The 18,078-nt window shown below is 61.4% G+C and carries 16 protein-coding genes; 13 read left to right on the forward strand and 3 right to left on the reverse strand.

From position 1 onward, the window contains the following. Nucleotides 1-41: 41 nt before the first annotated feature. The 3 genes from iolD to iolC are packed head-to-tail and all read right to left on the reverse strand — an operon-like array spanning nucleotide 42 to nucleotide 3,801. Nucleotides 42-1,928 (reverse strand): 3D-(3,5/4)-trihydroxycyclohexane-1,2-dione acylhydrolase (decyclizing), encoded by a 1,887-nt coding sequence (gene iolD / locus E0E39_RS14235; protein ID WP_130875342.1) that lies wholly within the window; start codon nucleotides 1,926-1,928, stop codon nucleotides 42-44. Between the two features lie 9 nt (nucleotides 1,929-1,937). Further along, nucleotides 1,938-2,810 (reverse strand): 5-deoxy-glucuronate isomerase, encoded by an 873-nt coding sequence (gene iolB, locus E0E39_RS14240; protein ID WP_130875343.1) that lies wholly within the window; start codon nucleotides 2,808-2,810, stop codon nucleotides 1,938-1,940. A gap of 10 nt (nucleotides 2,811-2,820) precedes the next feature. Then, nucleotides 2,821-3,801 (reverse strand): 5-dehydro-2-deoxygluconokinase, encoded by a 981-nt coding sequence (gene iolC, locus E0E39_RS14245; protein ID WP_130875344.1) that lies wholly within the window; start codon nucleotides 3,799-3,801, stop codon nucleotides 2,821-2,823. Nucleotides 3,802-4,021: 220 nt separating this feature from the next. Between iolC and E0E39_RS14250 the strand changes: the two genes are divergently transcribed. The 13 genes from E0E39_RS14250 (at nucleotide 4,022) to E0E39_RS14310 (ending at nucleotide 18,071) form a co-directional block, all read left to right on the forward strand. Then, on the forward strand, nucleotides 4,022-4,765 hold the full coding sequence (locus E0E39_RS14250; protein ID WP_130875345.1) for a GntR family transcriptional regulator: 744 nt from the start codon (nucleotides 4,022-4,024) through the stop codon (nucleotides 4,763-4,765). A gap of 540 nt (nucleotides 4,766-5,305) precedes the next feature. Continuing rightward, nucleotides 5,306-6,235, forward strand: a complete 930-nt coding sequence (locus E0E39_RS14255) for an ABC transporter ATP-binding protein (protein ID WP_130875346.1) — start codon at nucleotides 5,306-5,308, stop codon at nucleotides 6,233-6,235. A gap of 74 nt (nucleotides 6,236-6,309) precedes the next feature. Beyond that, nucleotides 6,310-7,062 carry an ABC transporter permease gene (locus tag E0E39_RS14260; RefSeq protein ID WP_245988349.1) on the forward strand — a complete coding sequence of 251 codons (753 nt, stop codon included), beginning with the start codon at nucleotides 6,310-6,312 and terminating at the stop codon, nucleotides 7,060-7,062. Next, nucleotides 7,059-7,973 (forward strand): ACP S-malonyltransferase, encoded by a 915-nt coding sequence (locus tag E0E39_RS14265; protein WP_130875348.1) that lies wholly within the window; start codon nucleotides 7,059-7,061, stop codon nucleotides 7,971-7,973. The genes E0E39_RS14260 and E0E39_RS14265 overlap by 4 nt, the downstream gene beginning before the upstream one ends. A gap of 1 nt (nucleotide 7,974) precedes the next feature. After that, complete coding sequence (locus tag E0E39_RS14270) at nucleotides 7,975-9,483, forward strand: class I adenylate-forming enzyme family protein (protein ID WP_130875349.1); 1,509 nt, start codon at nucleotides 7,975-7,977, stop codon at nucleotides 9,481-9,483. Then, on the forward strand, nucleotides 9,470-9,706 hold the full coding sequence (locus tag E0E39_RS14275; RefSeq protein WP_130875350.1) for an acyl carrier protein: 237 nt from the start codon (nucleotides 9,470-9,472) through the stop codon (nucleotides 9,704-9,706). Before E0E39_RS14270 ends, E0E39_RS14275 begins: the two co-directional genes overlap by 14 nt. Further along, on the forward strand, nucleotides 9,703-10,887 hold the full coding sequence (locus tag E0E39_RS14280; protein WP_130875351.1) for an aminotransferase-like domain-containing protein: 1,185 nt from the start codon (nucleotides 9,703-9,705) through the stop codon (nucleotides 10,885-10,887). Before E0E39_RS14275 ends, E0E39_RS14280 begins: the two co-directional genes overlap by 4 nt. After that, complete coding sequence (locus E0E39_RS14285; RefSeq protein ID WP_130875352.1) at nucleotides 10,884-13,217, forward strand: lantibiotic dehydratase; 2,334 nt, start codon at nucleotides 10,884-10,886, stop codon at nucleotides 13,215-13,217. Before E0E39_RS14280 ends, E0E39_RS14285 begins: the two co-directional genes overlap by 4 nt. Before the next feature lie 41 nt (nucleotides 13,218-13,258). Next, nucleotides 13,259-14,041: a 3-oxoacyl-ACP reductase FabG gene (gene fabG / locus E0E39_RS14290; RefSeq protein WP_130875353.1), complete on the forward strand. Its 783-nt coding sequence runs from the start codon at nucleotides 13,259-13,261 to the stop codon at nucleotides 14,039-14,041. 44 nt (nucleotides 14,042-14,085) lie between these two features. After that, nucleotides 14,086-14,385: an acyl carrier protein gene (locus E0E39_RS14295; RefSeq protein WP_130875354.1), complete on the forward strand. Its 300-nt coding sequence runs from the start codon at nucleotides 14,086-14,088 to the stop codon at nucleotides 14,383-14,385. Then, nucleotides 14,385-14,897 (forward strand): 3-hydroxyacyl-ACP dehydratase FabZ, encoded by a 513-nt coding sequence (gene fabZ, locus E0E39_RS14300; RefSeq protein ID WP_130875355.1) that lies wholly within the window; start codon nucleotides 14,385-14,387, stop codon nucleotides 14,895-14,897. Before E0E39_RS14295 ends, fabZ begins: the two co-directional genes overlap by 1 nt. A gap of 8 nt (nucleotides 14,898-14,905) precedes the next feature. Next, a complete protein-coding gene (locus E0E39_RS14305) occupies nucleotides 14,906-16,954 on the forward strand; it encodes a GNAT family N-acetyltransferase (RefSeq protein WP_130875356.1) in 2,049 nt (682 codons plus the stop codon). A gap of 118 nt (nucleotides 16,955-17,072) precedes the next feature. Then, a complete protein-coding gene (locus tag E0E39_RS14310; protein ID WP_130875357.1) occupies nucleotides 17,073-18,071 on the forward strand; it encodes an aminomethyl transferase family protein in 999 nt (332 codons plus the stop codon). Nucleotides 18,072-18,078: the final 7 nt, after the last annotated feature.

Consider the following 18,078-nt stretch of genomic DNA (forward strand, 5'->3'; position numbering starts at 1 on the left):
ACCGGGGCCGCCCTTCCTTCAGGGCAGCCCCGGTGAGAGATTCAGCGCAGGTAGTGGCGCTGGTCGGTCTTCTTGCCCTCGTACCAGGTGCGGGCCTGTTGCGTCGACTCAAGACGCGAAACCTCCGAGATCGGCACATCCCACCAGCTGGAGCCAGGCGGGTTGGGGCCGTACAGGTCGGTTTCGATGTGGATCATCACCGGCCCCTCACAGGCCACCGCCTCGGCATAGGCCTTGCGGAACTCGTCCATGCCGTGGACCCGCAGCACCTTCAGGCCCCACGACTCCGCGTTGACGGCGATGTCAACGGGCAGCAGGTCGCCGTCGGCGTTGTGGGGGGTATCGCCGGTGCGGTAGCGGGTGCCGAACCGCTGCGACCCATGACTCTCCGACAGCGCCCCAATGGAGGCGAAGCCGTAGTTCTGCAGCAGCACGAAGATGACCTTGATCCTCTCCTGGACGATGGTCGCGAGCTCCATCGGCAGCATCTGGTAGGTGCCGTCGCCGACGATGGAAACCACCTCGGCCTCGGGCCTGGCCAGTTTCACACCCATCGCCGCGGGGATCTCGTAGCCCATGCAGGAGAAGGCATACTCCACGTGGTACTGCTCCGGGGTGGGGGCCTGCCACAGGCACTGGAGGTCACCGGGCATCGAACCGGCGGCATTGATGACGACGTCCCCGTCGCCCATCAGCTCGTTGAGCGCCCCGAACACCTCGGTCTGCGCGGGCAGCGGGGTCTGATCGCGGTGGTAGCACTCGTGCGTGGCCTTCGCCCATTCCGCCTTCAGGCCGGCGATGCGTTCGGTGTAGTCGTCGCCGACCCGGTACCCGTCGAGGGCCGCGGTCAGCGCCTCCAGGGACTCGCGCGCGTCGCCGACCACCATCTCGGCGCTGTGCTTGGCGGCGTCGAAGGCGGCGACGTTGATGTTGACGAACTTCACATCCGGGTTCTTGAACTGGGTGTGCGAGGCGGTGGTGAAATCCGAGTAGCGCGTCCCGATGCCGATCACGACGTCGGCCGTCTCGGCCAGGGCGTTGGCCGAGGCGGCGCCCGTCGACCCGACCCCGCCGACCGCGGCCGGGTGGTCGTGGTTGATCGCGCCCTTGCCGGCCTGGGTGTCGGAGACGGGAATCCCGGTGGCGTCCGCGAAGGCCCGCAGCTGTTTCGACGCCTCCGCGTAGATCACGCCACCGCCCGCGACGACGAGGGGCTTGCGCGCCTCCCGGATGATCGCGGCGGCCCGTTCGATGGCGGCTGCCTCGGCCGGTGGGCGGCGCACGTGCCAGACCCGTCGCGCGAAGAACTCGACGGGGAAGTCGTAGGACTCGGCCTGCACGTCCTGCGGCAGGGCGATGGTCACCGCGCCCGTGTCAACCGGATCGGTCAGCACCCGCAGCCCGGCGAGCAGCGACGGGATGAGCTGCTCGGGCCGTTCTATGCGGTCGAAGAACCGCGAGACGGGACGGAAGCAGTCGGTGGCGGCGGTCATCGGCGAGACCGGGTCCTCGACCTGCTGCAGCACCGGGTCGGGGAAGCGGGTGGCGAACTGGTCGGAGGGGAACAGCAGCACCGGCAGCCGGTTCGTCGTGGCCAGGGCCGCGCCCGTGACCATGTTCAGCGACCCGGGGCCGATCGAGGAGGTGCACATCCAGGTGCTCAACCGGTTCGTGGTCTTGGCGTAGGCCGCGGCGGCGTGCACCATGCCCTGCTCGTTGCGGGGCATGATGTAGCGCATCCGCCCGCCCTCGGGGGTGGGGTCGAGGTCGTTCTGCAGCAGGGCCTGGCCGACCCCGGCGACGTTGCCGTGCCCGAAGATGCCGAAGGCGCCGGCGATGAGACGCCGCTCGATACCGTCGCGTTCGGTGTACTGGTTGACGAGGAAGCGGACGACCGCCTGCCCGACGGTGAGACGCACTGTTGACACTGGGTTTCCTTAGTTGAGAGGGGTCATGGGGAGCCGGGGATCAACGTCCTGGGAGGCCCAGGTGTCGCGGATCCAGGTGTATGCGGGGTCGTCGGTCATCAGCCAGGTGGAGTCCTCGGCGGGCCCGGCCATGACGTTGAGGTAGTAGAGGTCGTATCCGGGAGCGGCCACCGACGGGCCGTGGTAGCCGTGCGGCATCGTCACCACGTCGCGGGAGTGCACCTCGGCGCACACGTCGATGTCGTGACCCGAGGGGTAGATGCGCTGCAACGCCATCCCCGGCGACCCGTTCAGCCCCGGTCGCACCTCGTAGTAGTAGATCTCCTCGAGGACGCGTTCCACCTCGTTGTGTTCGTCGTGCTTGTGGGGCGGATAGCTGGACCAGTTGCCGCCCGGGGTCAGCACCTCGCAGGCCAGCAGGTGGGAGGTCTCCAGGTCGTTGCCGAGAGCGTAGTTGTTGACCTGGCGGGAACACGAGCCCGCGCCGCGCAGGGTGGTGACCACCTCGGTGACGGGGCAGTACCGCACCGGCAGGTCGCGGGTGGCCTTCGCCGCGGGCAGCGCGAACCGCCCCCCGGATTCGCTGCGGACCGTGAACGTGGTTCCGCGCGGGATGTAGAGGTAGTCGGTGATGGCGCTCCACACCTCCTCGCGTCCGTTCAGCACGTGGGTTTCGCCGTTCACCTCGACGGCACAACCCCCGGACAGCGGCAGCACCAGCAGTTCGGAGACCCCGGAGGTCACCGTCTCCGATCCGCCCGCGGGCAGCGCCAGCACGCGGATGGAGCTCCACTCCCAACCGGCGCGTTCGATGCTGACGTCGGTCTCGAACTGGCCGTGGGCGGTGCTTCCCGCCTTGATCACGTGGGTGTCGTTGTCCATGTTTTCCTCCTCAGTGCCGGATTCTGCTGACGACCGGGACGACCTGCGGGTTGGCCGCCATCAGGCGCTCCACCTCGTCGATACGCGGCATGGCGGTGGAGCACTCCAGCCGTGACGCGACGATGGCGCCCGCCGCCGACGCGAAGGCGAACGTCCTGGCCAGGTCCCAGCCCTGCAACAGGCCGTGGCACACGGCCCCGCCGAAGCCGTCACCCGCGCCGAGCCCGTTGCGGACCCGGACGTTCGTGACGGGCACGTAGACCCGCTCCGTCGCGGTGCGCACCAGGGTGCCCATCATTCCCTGTTTCACGACGGCCACTTCCACCCCGCGTTCCAGCAGCGCGAGGGCTGCGGCGTCCGGGTCGGTCTCGCCGACCGCGATCCGGCACTCCTCCAGGTTCCCGATCGCCACGTCGACGTGGTCGAGGGCCTGCTGGATCTGTGCCGTCGCCTCCTGTTCGCTGGGCCAGAAACGCGCCCGGTAGTCGAGGTCGAGGATGCTCATGCCGTTGCCGTGGTGGCGTCGCAGCGCCTCGTGGTTGGCCGACCGCGACGGCTCCACCGACAACCCGCTGACGGTCAGCCACAGGATGCGGGCCGTGGCGGCCTCGTCGGGCAGGTCGTCGACGCCGATCTCCAGGTCGGGGGTGGTGGGTTGGCGGTAGAAGAACAACGGGAAGTTGTCGGGCGGGAAGACCTCGCAGAAGGTGACGGGGGTGTTGAACTCCGGATTCACGACGACGTGCCGGGCGTCCACGCCGAGCCGGGTCAGTTCGGAGCGGACGAACCGGCCGAAGGGGTCGTCGCCCACCCCGGTGACGCAGGCGACGGAATGCCCCATGCGGGCGGCGGCGACGGCGACGTTCGCGGACGAGCCGCCGAGGAACTTGCCGAACCGGGTGACGTCCTCCAGGTGGGTGTTCATCTCCAGCGGGTACAGGTCGACCCCGCACCTGCCGATGGTGCAGACGTCAAGTACCGGCTCATCCACGGTGATGACTCCTTGGTGTCGGGGATGGCTCCTCACGGTCGCTGGGGATTGCTCCAGTCTGCCCACGCGAAGGACCCCAGTCAACCTATGTCAGGACATTACTTTCCGTTCTTCGCACCTCCTTGCACCGCGAACATGCCTCTGGCTTGTATGATCATTCAGAACTGTCACCTACCCGTCACGTCGGGACAAAGCCTGTTCCGGCCCCGAGGATCGCATCATGGAACCGACCTACGAACCGGAGATCACGCTGGACCGCGACTCCCAGGTCCCGCTGTACCAGCAGATCGCGAAACCGATCGAGACCGCGATCCTGTCCGGGGCGCTGCCGGCGGGTGCGATGATCGAGGACGAGGTGTCGATGGCTACCCGCCTGGACGTGGCCCGCCCCACGGCCCGCCGGGCGTTGCAGGAGCTGGCCTCGCGGGGGTTGTTGACGCGCCGCAGGGGGGTGGGCACCCGCGTCACCCCGCCCCACGTGCACCGGCCCATGAAACTGTCCTCGCTGAACGACGACCTCGCCGAGGCCGGGTTCACCCCCTCCACGCGGGTGCTCTCCTACGAGGTGCGCGAGGCCTCCCGGGAGGAGGCCGAGAAACTCGACATCGCCCGGGGCGAGGGACTGCTGACGGTGCGTCGCCTCCGCTACGCCGACGACCACCCCCTGGCGCTGATGACGAACCTCATCCCCCTCGACATCGCGCCGGCCTGGCAGGAACTCGGCGAGAGCGGCCTCTACCGCTGCCTTGCGGCGCGTGGCATCGAGGTGGCCTCCGCCCGGCAGGTGATCGGCGCCCGCGGGGCGAACGTGAAGGAGGCCGAGGACCTGGGCGAGGAGGAGGGCGCGCCGCTGCTCACGATGGAACGCACCGGCTACGCCGCCGACGGGCGGGTGGTCGAGTTCGGGCAGCACGTCTACCGCCCGAGCCTGTACTCCTTCCACTTCTCGCTGTTCACGTCCTGAAGAGCCTCGCACGAATCACTGCGGCGGACAGCCATCCGCCGCGGACTTCCGGGCCACGGCTGCTGGCTGAGCCGGGCCACGGACCCCAACCTTTCCCTGCACACGTGGCCCGCCAGGGATCCACTTTTGGCTAGACGCCCAGTTCCCTTCAACCCAAAGCACGGTTAGGGCCATTGTGATACGCGATTCGCGGGTTTAAAGTGAGACCATCCGCAACACACGGAGCAAATACAGAAGACAATAGAAACAATCTTGAACGAACAAGAGAAACCACAGAAAACCCAAGCACGGGCAACGCCCAACCACCGGAGAATTCATTCATTCAGACCGCGCTCACGAGCAGCCACCGAAGGGCTTCATGAAAAGCGGCAACAGAATCGGATTCCCTTGGAGGGTGACCGAGAAGAGAGTCTCTGCGCGCATTGCATTCGAAAAGCGTTTGGGTCTTCTTGGATTATCAACTTCCGGAAACAACACATGATCAAATTGACAAGGGCAGTGCAACCGCCCAAACCGAGCAGAGAAGGACTAATTGACGTCATGAGCCAACTGCCAACATCATCCCGCAGCAGCGGAACAGAGCCAGCCCTAAAGATCACCAACATTTTCAAGGAATTCCGAGATGATTCCGGGAATCCGGTTCAAGCCGTCGACGGCATCAGTGTCACGATCAACGCAGGCGAAGTGGTTGCTCTTCTTGGACCGAATGGCGCAGGCAAGACCACGACCATTGACATGATTCTGGGGCTTGTGCGACCTGATCGGGGTTTGATTCGGATATTTGGTCAGCCCCCCTTGCATGCGGTGCAATCGGGCCGGGCGGCAGCGGTGTTGCAGACCGGTGGTTTGTTGCCGGAGCTGACGGTCGTTGAAACCTTGTCGATGATTGGATCCCTGTTCGATCCGTCACGGGTCGAGGATTGTATGCAGCGGGCAGGGCTTTTCCCGATCGCCGACCGGAAGGTGTCGCGCTGTTCGGGTGGCGAGCAGCAGCGGGTGCGTTTCGGGATGGCCTTGCTGCCCGATCCCGATCTATTGATCCTTGATGAACCCACCGCGGGCATGGATGTAGAGGCCCGCCATGAGTTCTGGGCCGAGGTCCGACGTGACGCAGAACAGGGCCGCACCATAGTGTTCGCCACTCACTACCTTGAGGAGGCGGATGATTTCGCCGACCGGATCATCCTGATGAATCGTGGTCGGGTTGTTGCCGATGACACCGCTGATGCAATTCGCGCCGCAGCCAGTGGGCGAATCGTCTCGGCGCGTCTCAGTCCACGGGCCGAGGCCGATCTCCTGTCCAGAGCGGGCGTGGTGCTCACCCAGCGGCGCGGGGGCCGCGTCAGCCTTCATCATAAGGATTCCGACCAGCTTGCCCGATTGGTCCTCGCTCTTGACGGCATCGACCTCGAGGTGGTTCCCCGCAGCTTGGACGATGCCTTCCTCGCGCTCACATCGAAGGCGGCATGAGGATGACGGCCCAAGCCCCCACTGTTTCCAGCACCACCCGAGTCGATCGCAAAGACGCTCCACGTGCCCACAGGGTGTCCAGGGGAATCCCTCTCGGGTATCTCAAGTACGAGCTGAAACGGCCGTTCCGCCGCTCTTCCCTGATCTTCACCCTGGCATTGCCGATGGTGCTCTACATTGCTCTGTTCCGCACCGGGCCGTCCGGGGCGGATCTACCCCACGGGAACTTCGCCATGTGGATGACCATCGGTATCGCCATCTACGGTGGCACCGCAGCCGCCACTGCGACCGCGGTCAGTATCTCCGTGGAACAGGCCTCCGGATGGATGCGCACCATCCGCATGACTCCTTTGGGCGGGATCAAGTACGTGCTGACGAAGGTGCTCGCGGCCGTAATGGCTGCAACGATTCCGGTGACCGTTGTCGGTGTCCTGGGATTCATCACCGGCGCCCGTGGCACTGCTGAGGTCTGGCTCTCAGGGTTGCTGACGGCTTGGCTGGGTTCCGGAATCTTTGCCGCTCTGGGCATCGCCCTCGGCCTGGCCCTTCGCCCCGAGGTCGTGATGCACATCCCCGGCCTGACCATAACGGCCTTCGCCTTCATCGGGAACCTGTTCATACCATTGAGCGGAACGATGCTGAGCATCGGCCAAGTGACACCCATGTTCGGCGTCGCGGCGATCGCCAGACATGCCCTCACCGATGGATACACCTTCTCCGGTGAACACACTTCCCTCGGCTGGGCGATCTTCAACGCCTTGGCCTGGATGATCGGATTCATTTTCTGGGCATCCCGTCGCTTCGCCCGCAGCACAGGGAGAAAGTGAGGTCGGTCATGTACGCCCTGCTCACTCCTGGCCAGGGAGCCCAGTTCCCCCGAATGCTTCGTCCATGGCTACGAGATCCCCACGCCGTTGATCTTCTGAGGTCCTGGTCCCGGACCGCCGATGTCGACCTCGTCCATCTCGGCACCAAGGCCGGCACGGAAGAGATCGCCCGAACCGAGAACGCCCAGCCCCTTCTGGTGGCGCAGGCCCTGCTTCTCCGAGACCTGCTACCTCTGACGACGACTCGGTGGATCATGGCCGGTCATTCCGTTGGCGAGCTCGCGGCGGCGGCCTTCGCAGGTGCCCTCGCACCCGAGGATGCAGTATCCCTGGCCCGTGCTCGAGGTATGGCCATGGCTCAGGCTTGTTCACTCGCGCCAACCACGATGGCTGCCGTCATCGGCGGAACCCCGGAGTCCATCGTCTCCCGTCTTCACGAGATCGGCCTGACCGCGGCCAACTACAACGGCGCCGGCCAAGTGGTCGCCGCTGGTCTCATCGAGAACGTTAACCGCCTCAAACAAGATCCCCCGAAAGGCACCAAGGTCCACCAACTATCGGTAGCGGGGGCGTTCCACACCAGTTACATGAAACCAGCGCGAGCCGAATTCGAGAGGGCCGCCGACCGCATCCGATTCCACGACGTGACTCATCCGTTGTTGTCGAACCTCGACGGGCGGCTCGTCACGAACGGTGTCGAGATCCGGGAACGGCTCATCGCCCAGTTGACCGTACCCGTGCGCTGGGACCTCTGCCTCACCACCTTGGGAACTTTCTCACCCGAGCTGGTCGTGGCAGCCCCGCCCGGACGGGTGATGACCGGTCTCATGACCCGCCGGTTTCCAGACCTGAGAACCCTCTGCGTCCAGACCCCCAAGGATCTGCTGACCCTTTCCAGAACAGGAGTGTGACATGTCCGTGGTATTGGACCTCATCGCAAACGTCACACATCGCCCCGGTGGTGTCGCAGTCATAGACGGCGAAGTGACCCTAACCTGGTCCGAGCTCTTCAGTCTCGTCCGACAGGTCGGCGCCTGGTTGGCAGCCGAGGGCTTTGCACGAGGTGATCGGCTCGTTTACGCGGGCGCCCCGGATCACCGGATGGTGGTGTGGTTCTGGGCTGCCCTGCGACAAGGAGTGGTCTTCGTACCCTTGCACGACGAGCTCACCGCAGAACAGATCTCCTACACCGTGACGAACTGCCGGGCCCGTGCAGTAGTGACCGATCCTCGTGCAGGAACCTTGGAGCTGACATCCGGACCCCGGGTACTCACCTCCGACGCCGCATGGCTCAGCGCTCTTGCATGCAACCCGGATCAGTGGTCCGCTCCGAGACTTCCTACCCCTGACGAGCTCGCGCTGCTCATCTATACATCTGGTACCACGGGCAACCCCCGAGGCGTCGTGTGCCCTCACCGGCAGGTCAGCACCGCCACCCGCTCCATCAACAGTCAACTCCGCTACCACCCCGATGACGTGATCCTCTGCCGGCTGCCGCTGGCCTTCGACTACGGCCTCTACCAGCTACTCCTGGCAGCCCGAGTCGGCTGCACCATCGTATTGGCACAACGAACTTCCGATTTCAATCTCATCGACGTCCTCACACACAACCGGGTGACCGTGGTGCCGCTGGTTCCGACACTCGCCCAGATGCTCGTTCTTTTGCAGCTTCATCGCCCGGAAAACACCCATGTACGGTTGTTCACCAACACCGGGGCCCGTATGAATCAGAGGACCATGGAGCAGCTCCTGACGCTTTTCCCGGGAGCCAGCTACGCCTCGATGTATGGCATGACCGAGTGCAAACGGATCTCGATCCTCCCCCCACAGGAATACGCAGCGCATCCCCGCAGCGTTGGCCGGGCCATCCCTGGACTCAGGATCACCATTGAAGACTCAAAAGGAAACGCCCTACCTCCCGGCTTCGAGGGAGAAATCGTTGTTCGCGGTGACACCGTGATGTCAGGCTACTGGGGAATCCCCCTGACCGATAATGGCCGGTTCCGCCCAGACGGCTCCCAAGTGGCCCTACACACCGGGGATCAAGGCTACTTGGACGAGGATGGCCTCCTGTACTTCTCTGGCCGTAGCGACGACATCATCAAACGGCATGGGATGAGGATATCCCTCCATGAAATTGAGGATGCTGCAGACCGCTGCCCCGGCGTCCAAGCGGCAGTGGCCCTTCGGCCCGAAACTGAAACGGACCCCCTTATTCTCGCATACGTGGGCGACACGGAAGAGGGAAAGGTCTTGCAGTATCTCTGGTCTCATCTGGACCAAGCACGACGTCCCTCATCAGTTCGCTTGCTACCAACTTTCCCGGCGAATCGCAATGGGAAACCAGACCGCAAGGCCATTGCAGAACTTATCCGAAACAATTCTACAAACACAAAGGAAACAGCCCATGCAACAGCATGAATTTAATCAGTTCATCCAGCAGAAATGCTCGGCGGCAATCACAGACCCCGAGGTCAGCTTGATCGATCAAGGAATTGATTCTTTGGCCTTGCTGGGGCTGCTGGTGGCCATCGAGGACGAACTAGGGGTGGAACTGGACCCGGAGGCCTTGGCCGATGGTCGGCTCTCGACCCCGTCCGCACTGCACGAGTACATTGAACAAGCCACGGCGGTAAGGTCATGACCGACGCCGGGAATGGAGTGGAACTCCCTGATCTGTTCTCCACGAAACCCGACGTGATCTCACTGGCGGGAGGTCTCCCGGATCTATCAGTATTTCCTAGTGCTGAAGTCGCGGAGATCACCGGGCGACTCATGAGATTGGGTGCCCGAACACTGCTCCAATACACGACCCCCACGGTTCCTCGAAACCTAGCAGCGGCCATTCGTGATCTAACCGCCTTCGAAGGCATGTCGCCTCAACAAGAGAACCTGATCCCGACCGCCGGTTCACAACAAGGGCTCGTCGCTGTGGCTGCCGCCCTACCAGGAGACGTGATTCTTTGTGAGGTCCCAACATATCCAGGCGCCTTGGCCGCGTTCGCCGCAGCCGAACTGGACATCGCACCAGTCGCCACTGATCGCGGGGGCATCATTGTGGAAGACGTCGAGCGACAGGTTGTCAACCTACGAGCAAAAGGTCATACCGTCTCAGCCGTCTATGTGGTCCCCACCTTCTCTAATCCCACTGGAGCCTCCCAAGATCCTTCTCGCCGCTCCGTCCTCGTCGAAACCTGCGCACGGCTGGGTCTTACAATCATCGAGGACAACCCCTATGGAATGCTCGGCTTCAACAGCGAAGTTTTCCCGTCCCTCAAATCATTACTCCCGGAGAAAGTTATCCACCTGGGCACCTTCTCCAAAGTATTTGCTCCCGGCCTCAGGGTCGGCTGGATCGATCCTCCCCACGCATTCACCCAAAGATTGCGCACATGCATCGAGATACAGGCGCTGAGCCCGTCCCCACTCTCGATGGCGATTATCGCGGAGACCCATCGCAGACTTGGCTGGGAAACCTTGATTTCGAGTTACCGGGCTCGCTATGCAGAGAAAGCACGGTTCGCTTGTCAGATCTTGAAAGAATCGTCAGAGGCCGTAGAGCGATGGGCTTGGGAGGATCCCAGAGGGGGATTTTACCTGTGGCTCACCAGTCTCGAGTCAATCGATACCACCCAAGTCTCGGAGGCCGCTGCCAAAGAAGGGGTGCGGGTAATACCGGGAACGCATTTCCGTCCGGATGGGCTTCCCTCACCCAGCCTGCGGATCTGTTTCTCCAACGCCACCCCAGATCGGCTGGAGAAGGGCCTGAGAAGACTGATCCCCGTCCTCAATCATGCTGCTGACCTCGAAGGAGCAATGCGATGACCATCGCTGCACCCGCCACCACAAATACCTTTGACTTGAGAAAACTTCAACCGTACGGGAAGCACGGCTGGATGGTTTGGGAGTCAGGACTCCTGCGTAGTACAGGTTTTCCTGCTGAAGGTTTGGACCATCTGGCAACCCCTGATCTTCTCCAAGCAGCGGATGAGGCACTGTCCAAGAAAATCGACGAAAAAACTTTTGCAAAAGCTTATGAACAAGCCAGTGCAACAACCTCCGCCGAAATCAGCAGAATCGCCGAAGATCCACACTTGGCGCTTGCCCTCGGGTGGCAGAATCCCCCGCTTCTACGGATGGCGAAAAAACTTCGCCTCCCAGCAGATCGGTTGAACTCCAGCCGCCGCTCCATGGAACGCCGATTGGCCATGTACTGGCAACGTTACTGTGGAAAAGCCGACACCATTGGCTCCTTCGGTCCATTCGCATGGGTACGCATCAGCGGAAACCAAGGATCCGGGAAATTCCATCACGGCCCTGAGTTGACAACCGTCTCTCACCCGAGTTTCGAGGCCTGGATGGTAACGGAACTGGGCACGTGGATCGCCGCCCGCGAAGGCGTGACCGAGTGGCTTCCCGTAGCCTTGGAACCGATGCTCCACCTGGACGAGTTCCGGTCCGTCATCATCATCCCGGGAAAGCCCCCGCTAAAGTTGCGTTCAGAAGAAGTAGCCGTGCTGCGTCTCGTGGATGGTTCCCGATCTACTCACGCGATCGCGATTGAGGCTGCAAGAGAAATTCCTGAAAACGCCGTTCGAAAAATTCTTGAAAAATTCTCTCGGAAACGGATACTCACTCGCGGTCCGGCTATCCCGATATCTGTTGACGCCTGGCAGGTTCTTCGGGATCGCGTCGCAGGAATCAGAGATGAACCGTTGCGTGAGGAATTAAATGAAATCTTGGACCGGTTCGAGCTTCTACTCGCTGAAGTGGGGGCCGCCAAGGACGAGGATGAACTGATGGAGGCTCTCTCGCGGCTGGACACCCAGTTCCTAGAATCCACCGGCAGGCAACCCACACGCGAGGCCGGGAACATGTACGCTGGTCGCACCCTTTGTTACTTCGACGCATGCCGCGACGTGGAATGGGAACTCGGCTCTGGGATACTGGACTCGCTTGATGACGCTCTTTCCTTGCTCCTCCGTTCTGCAGATTGGTTCGCCACGCGGCTGTACGATAGCTACTCCAAGGCACTCTCTGATCTGGCTCTTCATCTCTCCTCCCCAAATCGTCCACTTCGTTTGTCTGACATGTGGAAACCCTCGCTTTCCCTGTTCTGGGGAGATAAAACGGCCCCCCTCCAGGATGCGGTCACCGACCTATCAAGACGTTGGGCGAGCATACTTGATCAGTTCGCAGCGGACGACAGCAATCGAAGAGAGCTACGCAGCGAGGAACTCGCTGCTGCTGTTGCAGCTGCATTCCCGAAAGTTCAGGCTCCAGCTGGTCTCGGCATCCACAGCCCCGATCTTCAATTCATTGCAGACAATCCCGAAGCACTCAGCCAAGGAGAGTTCATCGCCGTGCTCGGCGAGCTCCACGCCTGTTTCGCTTCCCTTGACATCCCAGCCGTTGAATGGAGCGTCCCAGGTGGCTCCATACGGGAGAGAATCAACGACGCGCTCGGTCTTGAGCGACTGGTTCCCCTTTTTCCTGAGAGCTGGCGCTGGAATACCGGCCGCGTGGTGACCGCCACATCAGGATCACAGGATCGGCTCCTCGGATTCACACGGGCTGTTAGCCGTGATCGTTCCCAGGTATGGCCGATGGCCTCCCTGGAAGTAGTGGAGGGTTCCGAGGGCTTTGAGCTGTTCTGTCCCGACGAACGTCACGTGCCACTGGCTCAGGCATGGATAGTCCCGATCAGCATGGTTGCCGCCGACGCCTTCAAGGTGGGTCTTGGAGGAGCACACACTCCCCGACTCTCTATCGATCGGCTCGTGCTGTTCCGGGAAACGTGGCGGCCATCCACGGATGACATTGAGATCCATACCCGCAGAAGGAGGGAAGCTGACTATCTAGCCGTTCGTTCTTGGCAGAAGAAACACGGACTTCCGGACGAGGTGTTTGTTAAATTTGCAGATGAGGTGAAACCTACCTACCTGCATTTCGGTAGTGTGCCTCTCGTGGCCTCCTTCATCAGCAGTGTGCGCCAACAGCGCGCACGATCCGACGAAGATCACCGCATAGTGATCTCTGAGTGCCTACCACGCCCCCAGGAAAGCTGGCTCATGGATCAACAGGGAAATCGCTACGTCAGCGAAGTCAGACTCCAAATGATCAAGGAATCACATCCCGAGGAGATCAAAGAATGACCCCCCAAGCTACACATAACAACAAAACAGGAGCAACAGGCATGGCAACCAACCTCGCTGGGCGACCCAACCCACCGACGCTGTTCCCATCCGATTCTGTGGCGCTGGTAACAGGAGGGTCCCGCGGCATCGGCGCAGAGACGGCAAGATGCTTGGCAGCTTGGGGAGCGCATGTAGTCCTCACCTACCGCAGCAAGGAGGAACAGGCGACTCTGGTCGCAGAGGAGATTCGCGATATGGGACGCCGAGCAGAAGTCGTGAACGTTGACATCAGAGAAGAGTCCCAAGTGTTGTCGCTGTTCAAAACTATCCGCGAACATTTTGGGAGACTTGATGCTGCGGTGCTAAACTCAGGAGTCACATCCGATGGCTTACTCGCAACCATGGGGCAAGTCAAGTGGAACGACGTCATTTCTACCAATCTAACAGGCAATTTCCTGTGCGCTCGGGAAGCCACCAAGGCGATGCTCGGCACTGGGGGATCAATCGTCTTGGTAAGTTCCACCAGCGGAGTAGCTGGACGTCCCGGACAAGGAAATTACGCCGCCAGCAAAGGAGGTATCATCGCCCTCGCCAAGTCTTTGGCGCAGGAAGTTGGAAGCCGCAGCATCCGCGTGAATGCCGTGGCACCGGGTTTCATCGAAACCGACATGGTTCGGCGGGTCTCCCGGTCCGTACTTGCCCAAGCTATTTCCGCAATCAGCCTCGGCCGCCTGGGCCGTCCTGACGAGGTGGCCCAAACCATCTGCTTCTTGGCCTCCCCTGTTTCGTCCTACATCACCGGGAAGGTGCTGACGGTCGACGGCGGAATGATCAATGGCTGACAACCCAGCCACAAACCAACCGATCCCGAAAGGAACAAATACTAATGTCCACCGCCACCCTCACAACTGAAGACGTTCATGCGCGCGCCAAAAAGCGCTTCGACAAAGCTTGGATGATCAAGTCTGAAATCATTGGCAAACTCGGCCTTGAGACTCGCCCCGAGAGAGTGTCAGACAATCAGCCACTGTTCGGACGAGGGCTGGAAATGGATTCCCTCGACAGCTTGGAGATTGTCGTCATGATACAGAATCTTTTTGGCGTATCCATCAGCGACGATGACGCGGGCGCGTTCGGTTCAATCAACGCCTTGGTCGACTTCATCGAGGCGCACGAGGAGAAGTGATGACCCCCGTACCCACCAGAACGGCTCCAGCCGTGAGTTCTGAGGGAATCACTCGCGACTTCGACAGCGATGCAATCAAGCAGATGTTGCCTCACCGCTGGCCGATGCTCATGATCGACCGGGCCCATGATGTCATTCCGGGAGAACGTGGCCGCGGCGTGAAGAACGTTTCCATCAACGAACCCTTCTTCGCAGGCCACTACCCGAATCACTCCATCATGCCTGGGGTCCTGATCATCGAGTCCCTCGCCCAGCTAGTCGCCGTAATCTACGTGGCGGAGCGTCTTGAGGTGGCTCCGGAAGTATCGGTCCAAGACGTTCAGGCAAGCGTGGGATACCTCGGCTCCATCTCCAAGATGAAGTTCTCCAGACTCGTGAGACCTGGTGATCAGTTGGATCTCGAAGCAGTCCTCGGACCCAGATTCGGTGGCCTCCGGGAAGCAGCCGTGACCGCTCGCGTTGGCAGGAACGTCGTTGCCAACGGCACACTGATCGTAACATCCACCAGGTAGGTAATACCATGCAGATTCGCAGCTATATGAACAGCGACGCCGACCTCATTGCCGAACTGTACAATTCCCATCCCGAGAACCCAAATCCGGTCGCAGGAGGAATCACAGGGGAACAGCTCCGCCGCGAATTCGAGGAACGAGGAACCAAGGGATTCCTCATAGCAGAGGAGAATGGACAGATTATCGCCACCTTCGGGATCTTCTCGAGCATCGGCCGACTGACCGCAAACGAGAATGAGATGTTTGCGGACATGTTTTTCGTGGCCCCCGGCCATCGGAAAGGCACCCTCACCGGTCAGCTCTTCACCGCAGCCGTGATATGGATGCTCGACCATGATCTAGAGGTGCTGAGACTCACAGTCAATCCGGCCAATCGAGACGCATTCCGACTCTACCGCCGCGTCGGTTGCATCAGCCGAGGCCGAGGCCGTCCCGGAGTCGACGGAAGTGTTGAACTGTATTGCTACCTTCCCTTGGTCCTGAAACATATTCGTAACCACATCACGGAGGATGAACGACGGCATCTGCCAGAACTGATAGCCGTGGGGTCCGTGTTGAAACAGCTCGGTGATGACCTCACAGGAGACGTCATGACCCAGGGCGACCGTTCGGTGGTGCGATATCAAATGAGCTTCGGTTCCATGATCGTCGAGGCCTGTATCGATGTGGACCGAGCCGAGCTCCTCAGCGCAACGGTCATGACTCCTGACGGCGTCAGAAACCTCCCCGTCCGCCCGAGTAGCACGCCGCGTCCGGAGGAGACCAAACTTCAGACCAGCAGAAGATGGGGCGAGAGGGTCATCAACGTGCTCACGGATGGCGCCATCGCAGTCTACGCAGACGACCACTTGGGGCCGCTCATTTCCCTCACATGGCCCGACGCAGCACCGCATCGTGCTGCTGGCTGGCGAGGTGGCCCACGTCACCCTCTGTCCATCACAGAGAGAGCCGACGTTCTGACCCTGACGGATGAAAGCAGCGGGTTGTCATGCCGGATTGCGCTATCCGGCGACCTCATGGTCACCAAATTCTCGGGAGAGCCGGGACAGACCATGAAAATGTTCCAGGAACTGGGTCTACGCCTGGCAAAACTGGATGCCGACCCCATGGGGGAAGCACCCATTCGTCAAGCCTCCGTCGCCCTCGGACTCACGGTCCGTGACTCCACCCAAATCCCGGCTGCCGGACTGCCCCTCTGGCCTGGCACACCGATTCGCTGGACCGACGAATCAACGGTCATCGAGCTCTCTGGGAACGGAGACATGTCACTCGTAACCAGCTCCCTCGTGGAACGTCATGTCACCTTGAACGAAGAGGGAGCCGCCACACTAACCACGCGGATATCCAACTACGGCACTCCCAGCCCCCAACGCAATGCTGACGCATCCCGCAGCGGCTCCCCAGAAGGGGTAGAGATCCGCTTCGACCCCGGGGCAGGCGGCATCGTCCGGTGGCGTCATGATGGAGCAGCTGTTCTTCACTGCCCTTATCCACGTGTACGGAGGCTCAGCTGCAACCCATCTTGGTCGGCTGGCATGTGGGTCACTCGCGAAGGAGACCGCCACAATCGCGAAATCGGCATGGGTTGGGGCCTGCCCCACCCAGACTGGCTTCTCGGAGAGGAAAACAGCCTGTCTTCCCCAACTCAGGACATTACTTGGGTTCTCGATCCGAATCAGGAACACTGCAATTGGAACATCAACATCTCCACCACTAATCCCACTGGAGAGATAGCCCTCTGGCTCACCCCAGCCGTTGCGGCGGGTTCCAGAGTTCGACTATCCAACCGAGGCGAGGTAGAGACCGCCACCGTTGGTGCCATCTGGCAACGCTGGACGAGTCGGCTAGGGGTCGAACTCGCCAGCGGTGAATGGCTTTGCCTGGAACCAACACTGGGCCAGCAGGGCTTCCCTGAAATAATCGTTCGATCTACCGGGAACGATCTCTTGGTCGGGTGCGTGATCAGAGCATCCGCTCGAACGGCTCGGTGGCGTCTCGCTCTCCTGGAAAATACATCTGGACTGGTCGGTAGACATTCCTACTTGGCATCCTTCTAGCCAAATCTCACACTTCCCAATCACCCGACAGACGCACCCCCTGCTGATCCACGGGTTAGCTGAGTGTGTCTACTTGACGACGCACGCTCGAACCAAAACACCACAGAAAGGAAAAACCATGAATACCATCGCTGATTACCGCACCCTCCGCGAGTCCGTAGGCGTCCACACTCCTACCGGCCCTCTCATCCGCATCACCGGCGAGGACCGCTTCGATTTCCTCGACGCCTTCTTGTCGCGCAGCTCAGAATATGTCGACATCGAAACCACCCGGGAATGCCTGGCGCTGCGCAGGGACGGCATCCCATTCGCGATCTTCCTCCACATGGAGCGGGAGGATGAGACTTGGCTGCTGCCACGAACCGTCGCAACCTCGAAAGAGATGACGAGCTACCTGACTCCTTTCGTGACAGGTGATGTGAAGGTCGAGGTTGCGCCCGATGGATGGACCGCTATCGCCTTCGAAGGGCCGGCTGCGTGGAAGGTCGCCGCCGAATTGGTGGACTTCGACATCGCCGGCTTGGTGCTCCATTCCATCACCGATATCGAGGTCCCGGGCCACACCGGGACAGGAACTCCCTTCCTGGCACGTGTCGGCACGACCGGCGAGTACGGTTACCTCCTCGTCTCCGACGACGCTGCCTCAGCTCACGAGGTTGTATTCTCACATGCTGAGAGGTTGGGGGGCTCCAAGGTCTCCGAAGAAAGCTTGGCACGCGTCCAGGCGGAAGCAGGTATGCCCTACTACGCCATGGGCGTTCGCGATCTCGACGTCAACACTGCCGACCTGTCGTGGCTTTTGGACTGGAATCGCGTAGGTGAGTTTCACGGTTCAGACTCCCTCATCGCTCCTACTCGGGACCAACGTAAGCTGGCGCCGGTCGTGGCCTCAGCAGGTACCGTCTTCAAGAACGGGGAAACCATCCGAGTAGGTCTCGAGGAGATCGGCACCATCTTCTACCGAGCTCCTTCGGTGAATCCCGAGGAAGAGCTGTACTTCGCAATCCTCGATGCGCCCTACGGGGTACCGACACTTGAATTGTCCGCCTCCGCTCCCGTGCGAACCGTCTCCTTGCCCCGCGTGCTCGCCCGCTCGGCTGTTGAGAAGATGGGCTGAGCGATGA

Origin of the sequence: [Pseudopropionibacterium] massiliense (genome assembly GCF_900607225.1) — a bacterium.
Classification (GTDB): Bacteria; Actinomycetota; Actinomycetes; order Propionibacteriales; family Propionibacteriaceae; genus Arachnia; species Arachnia massiliensis.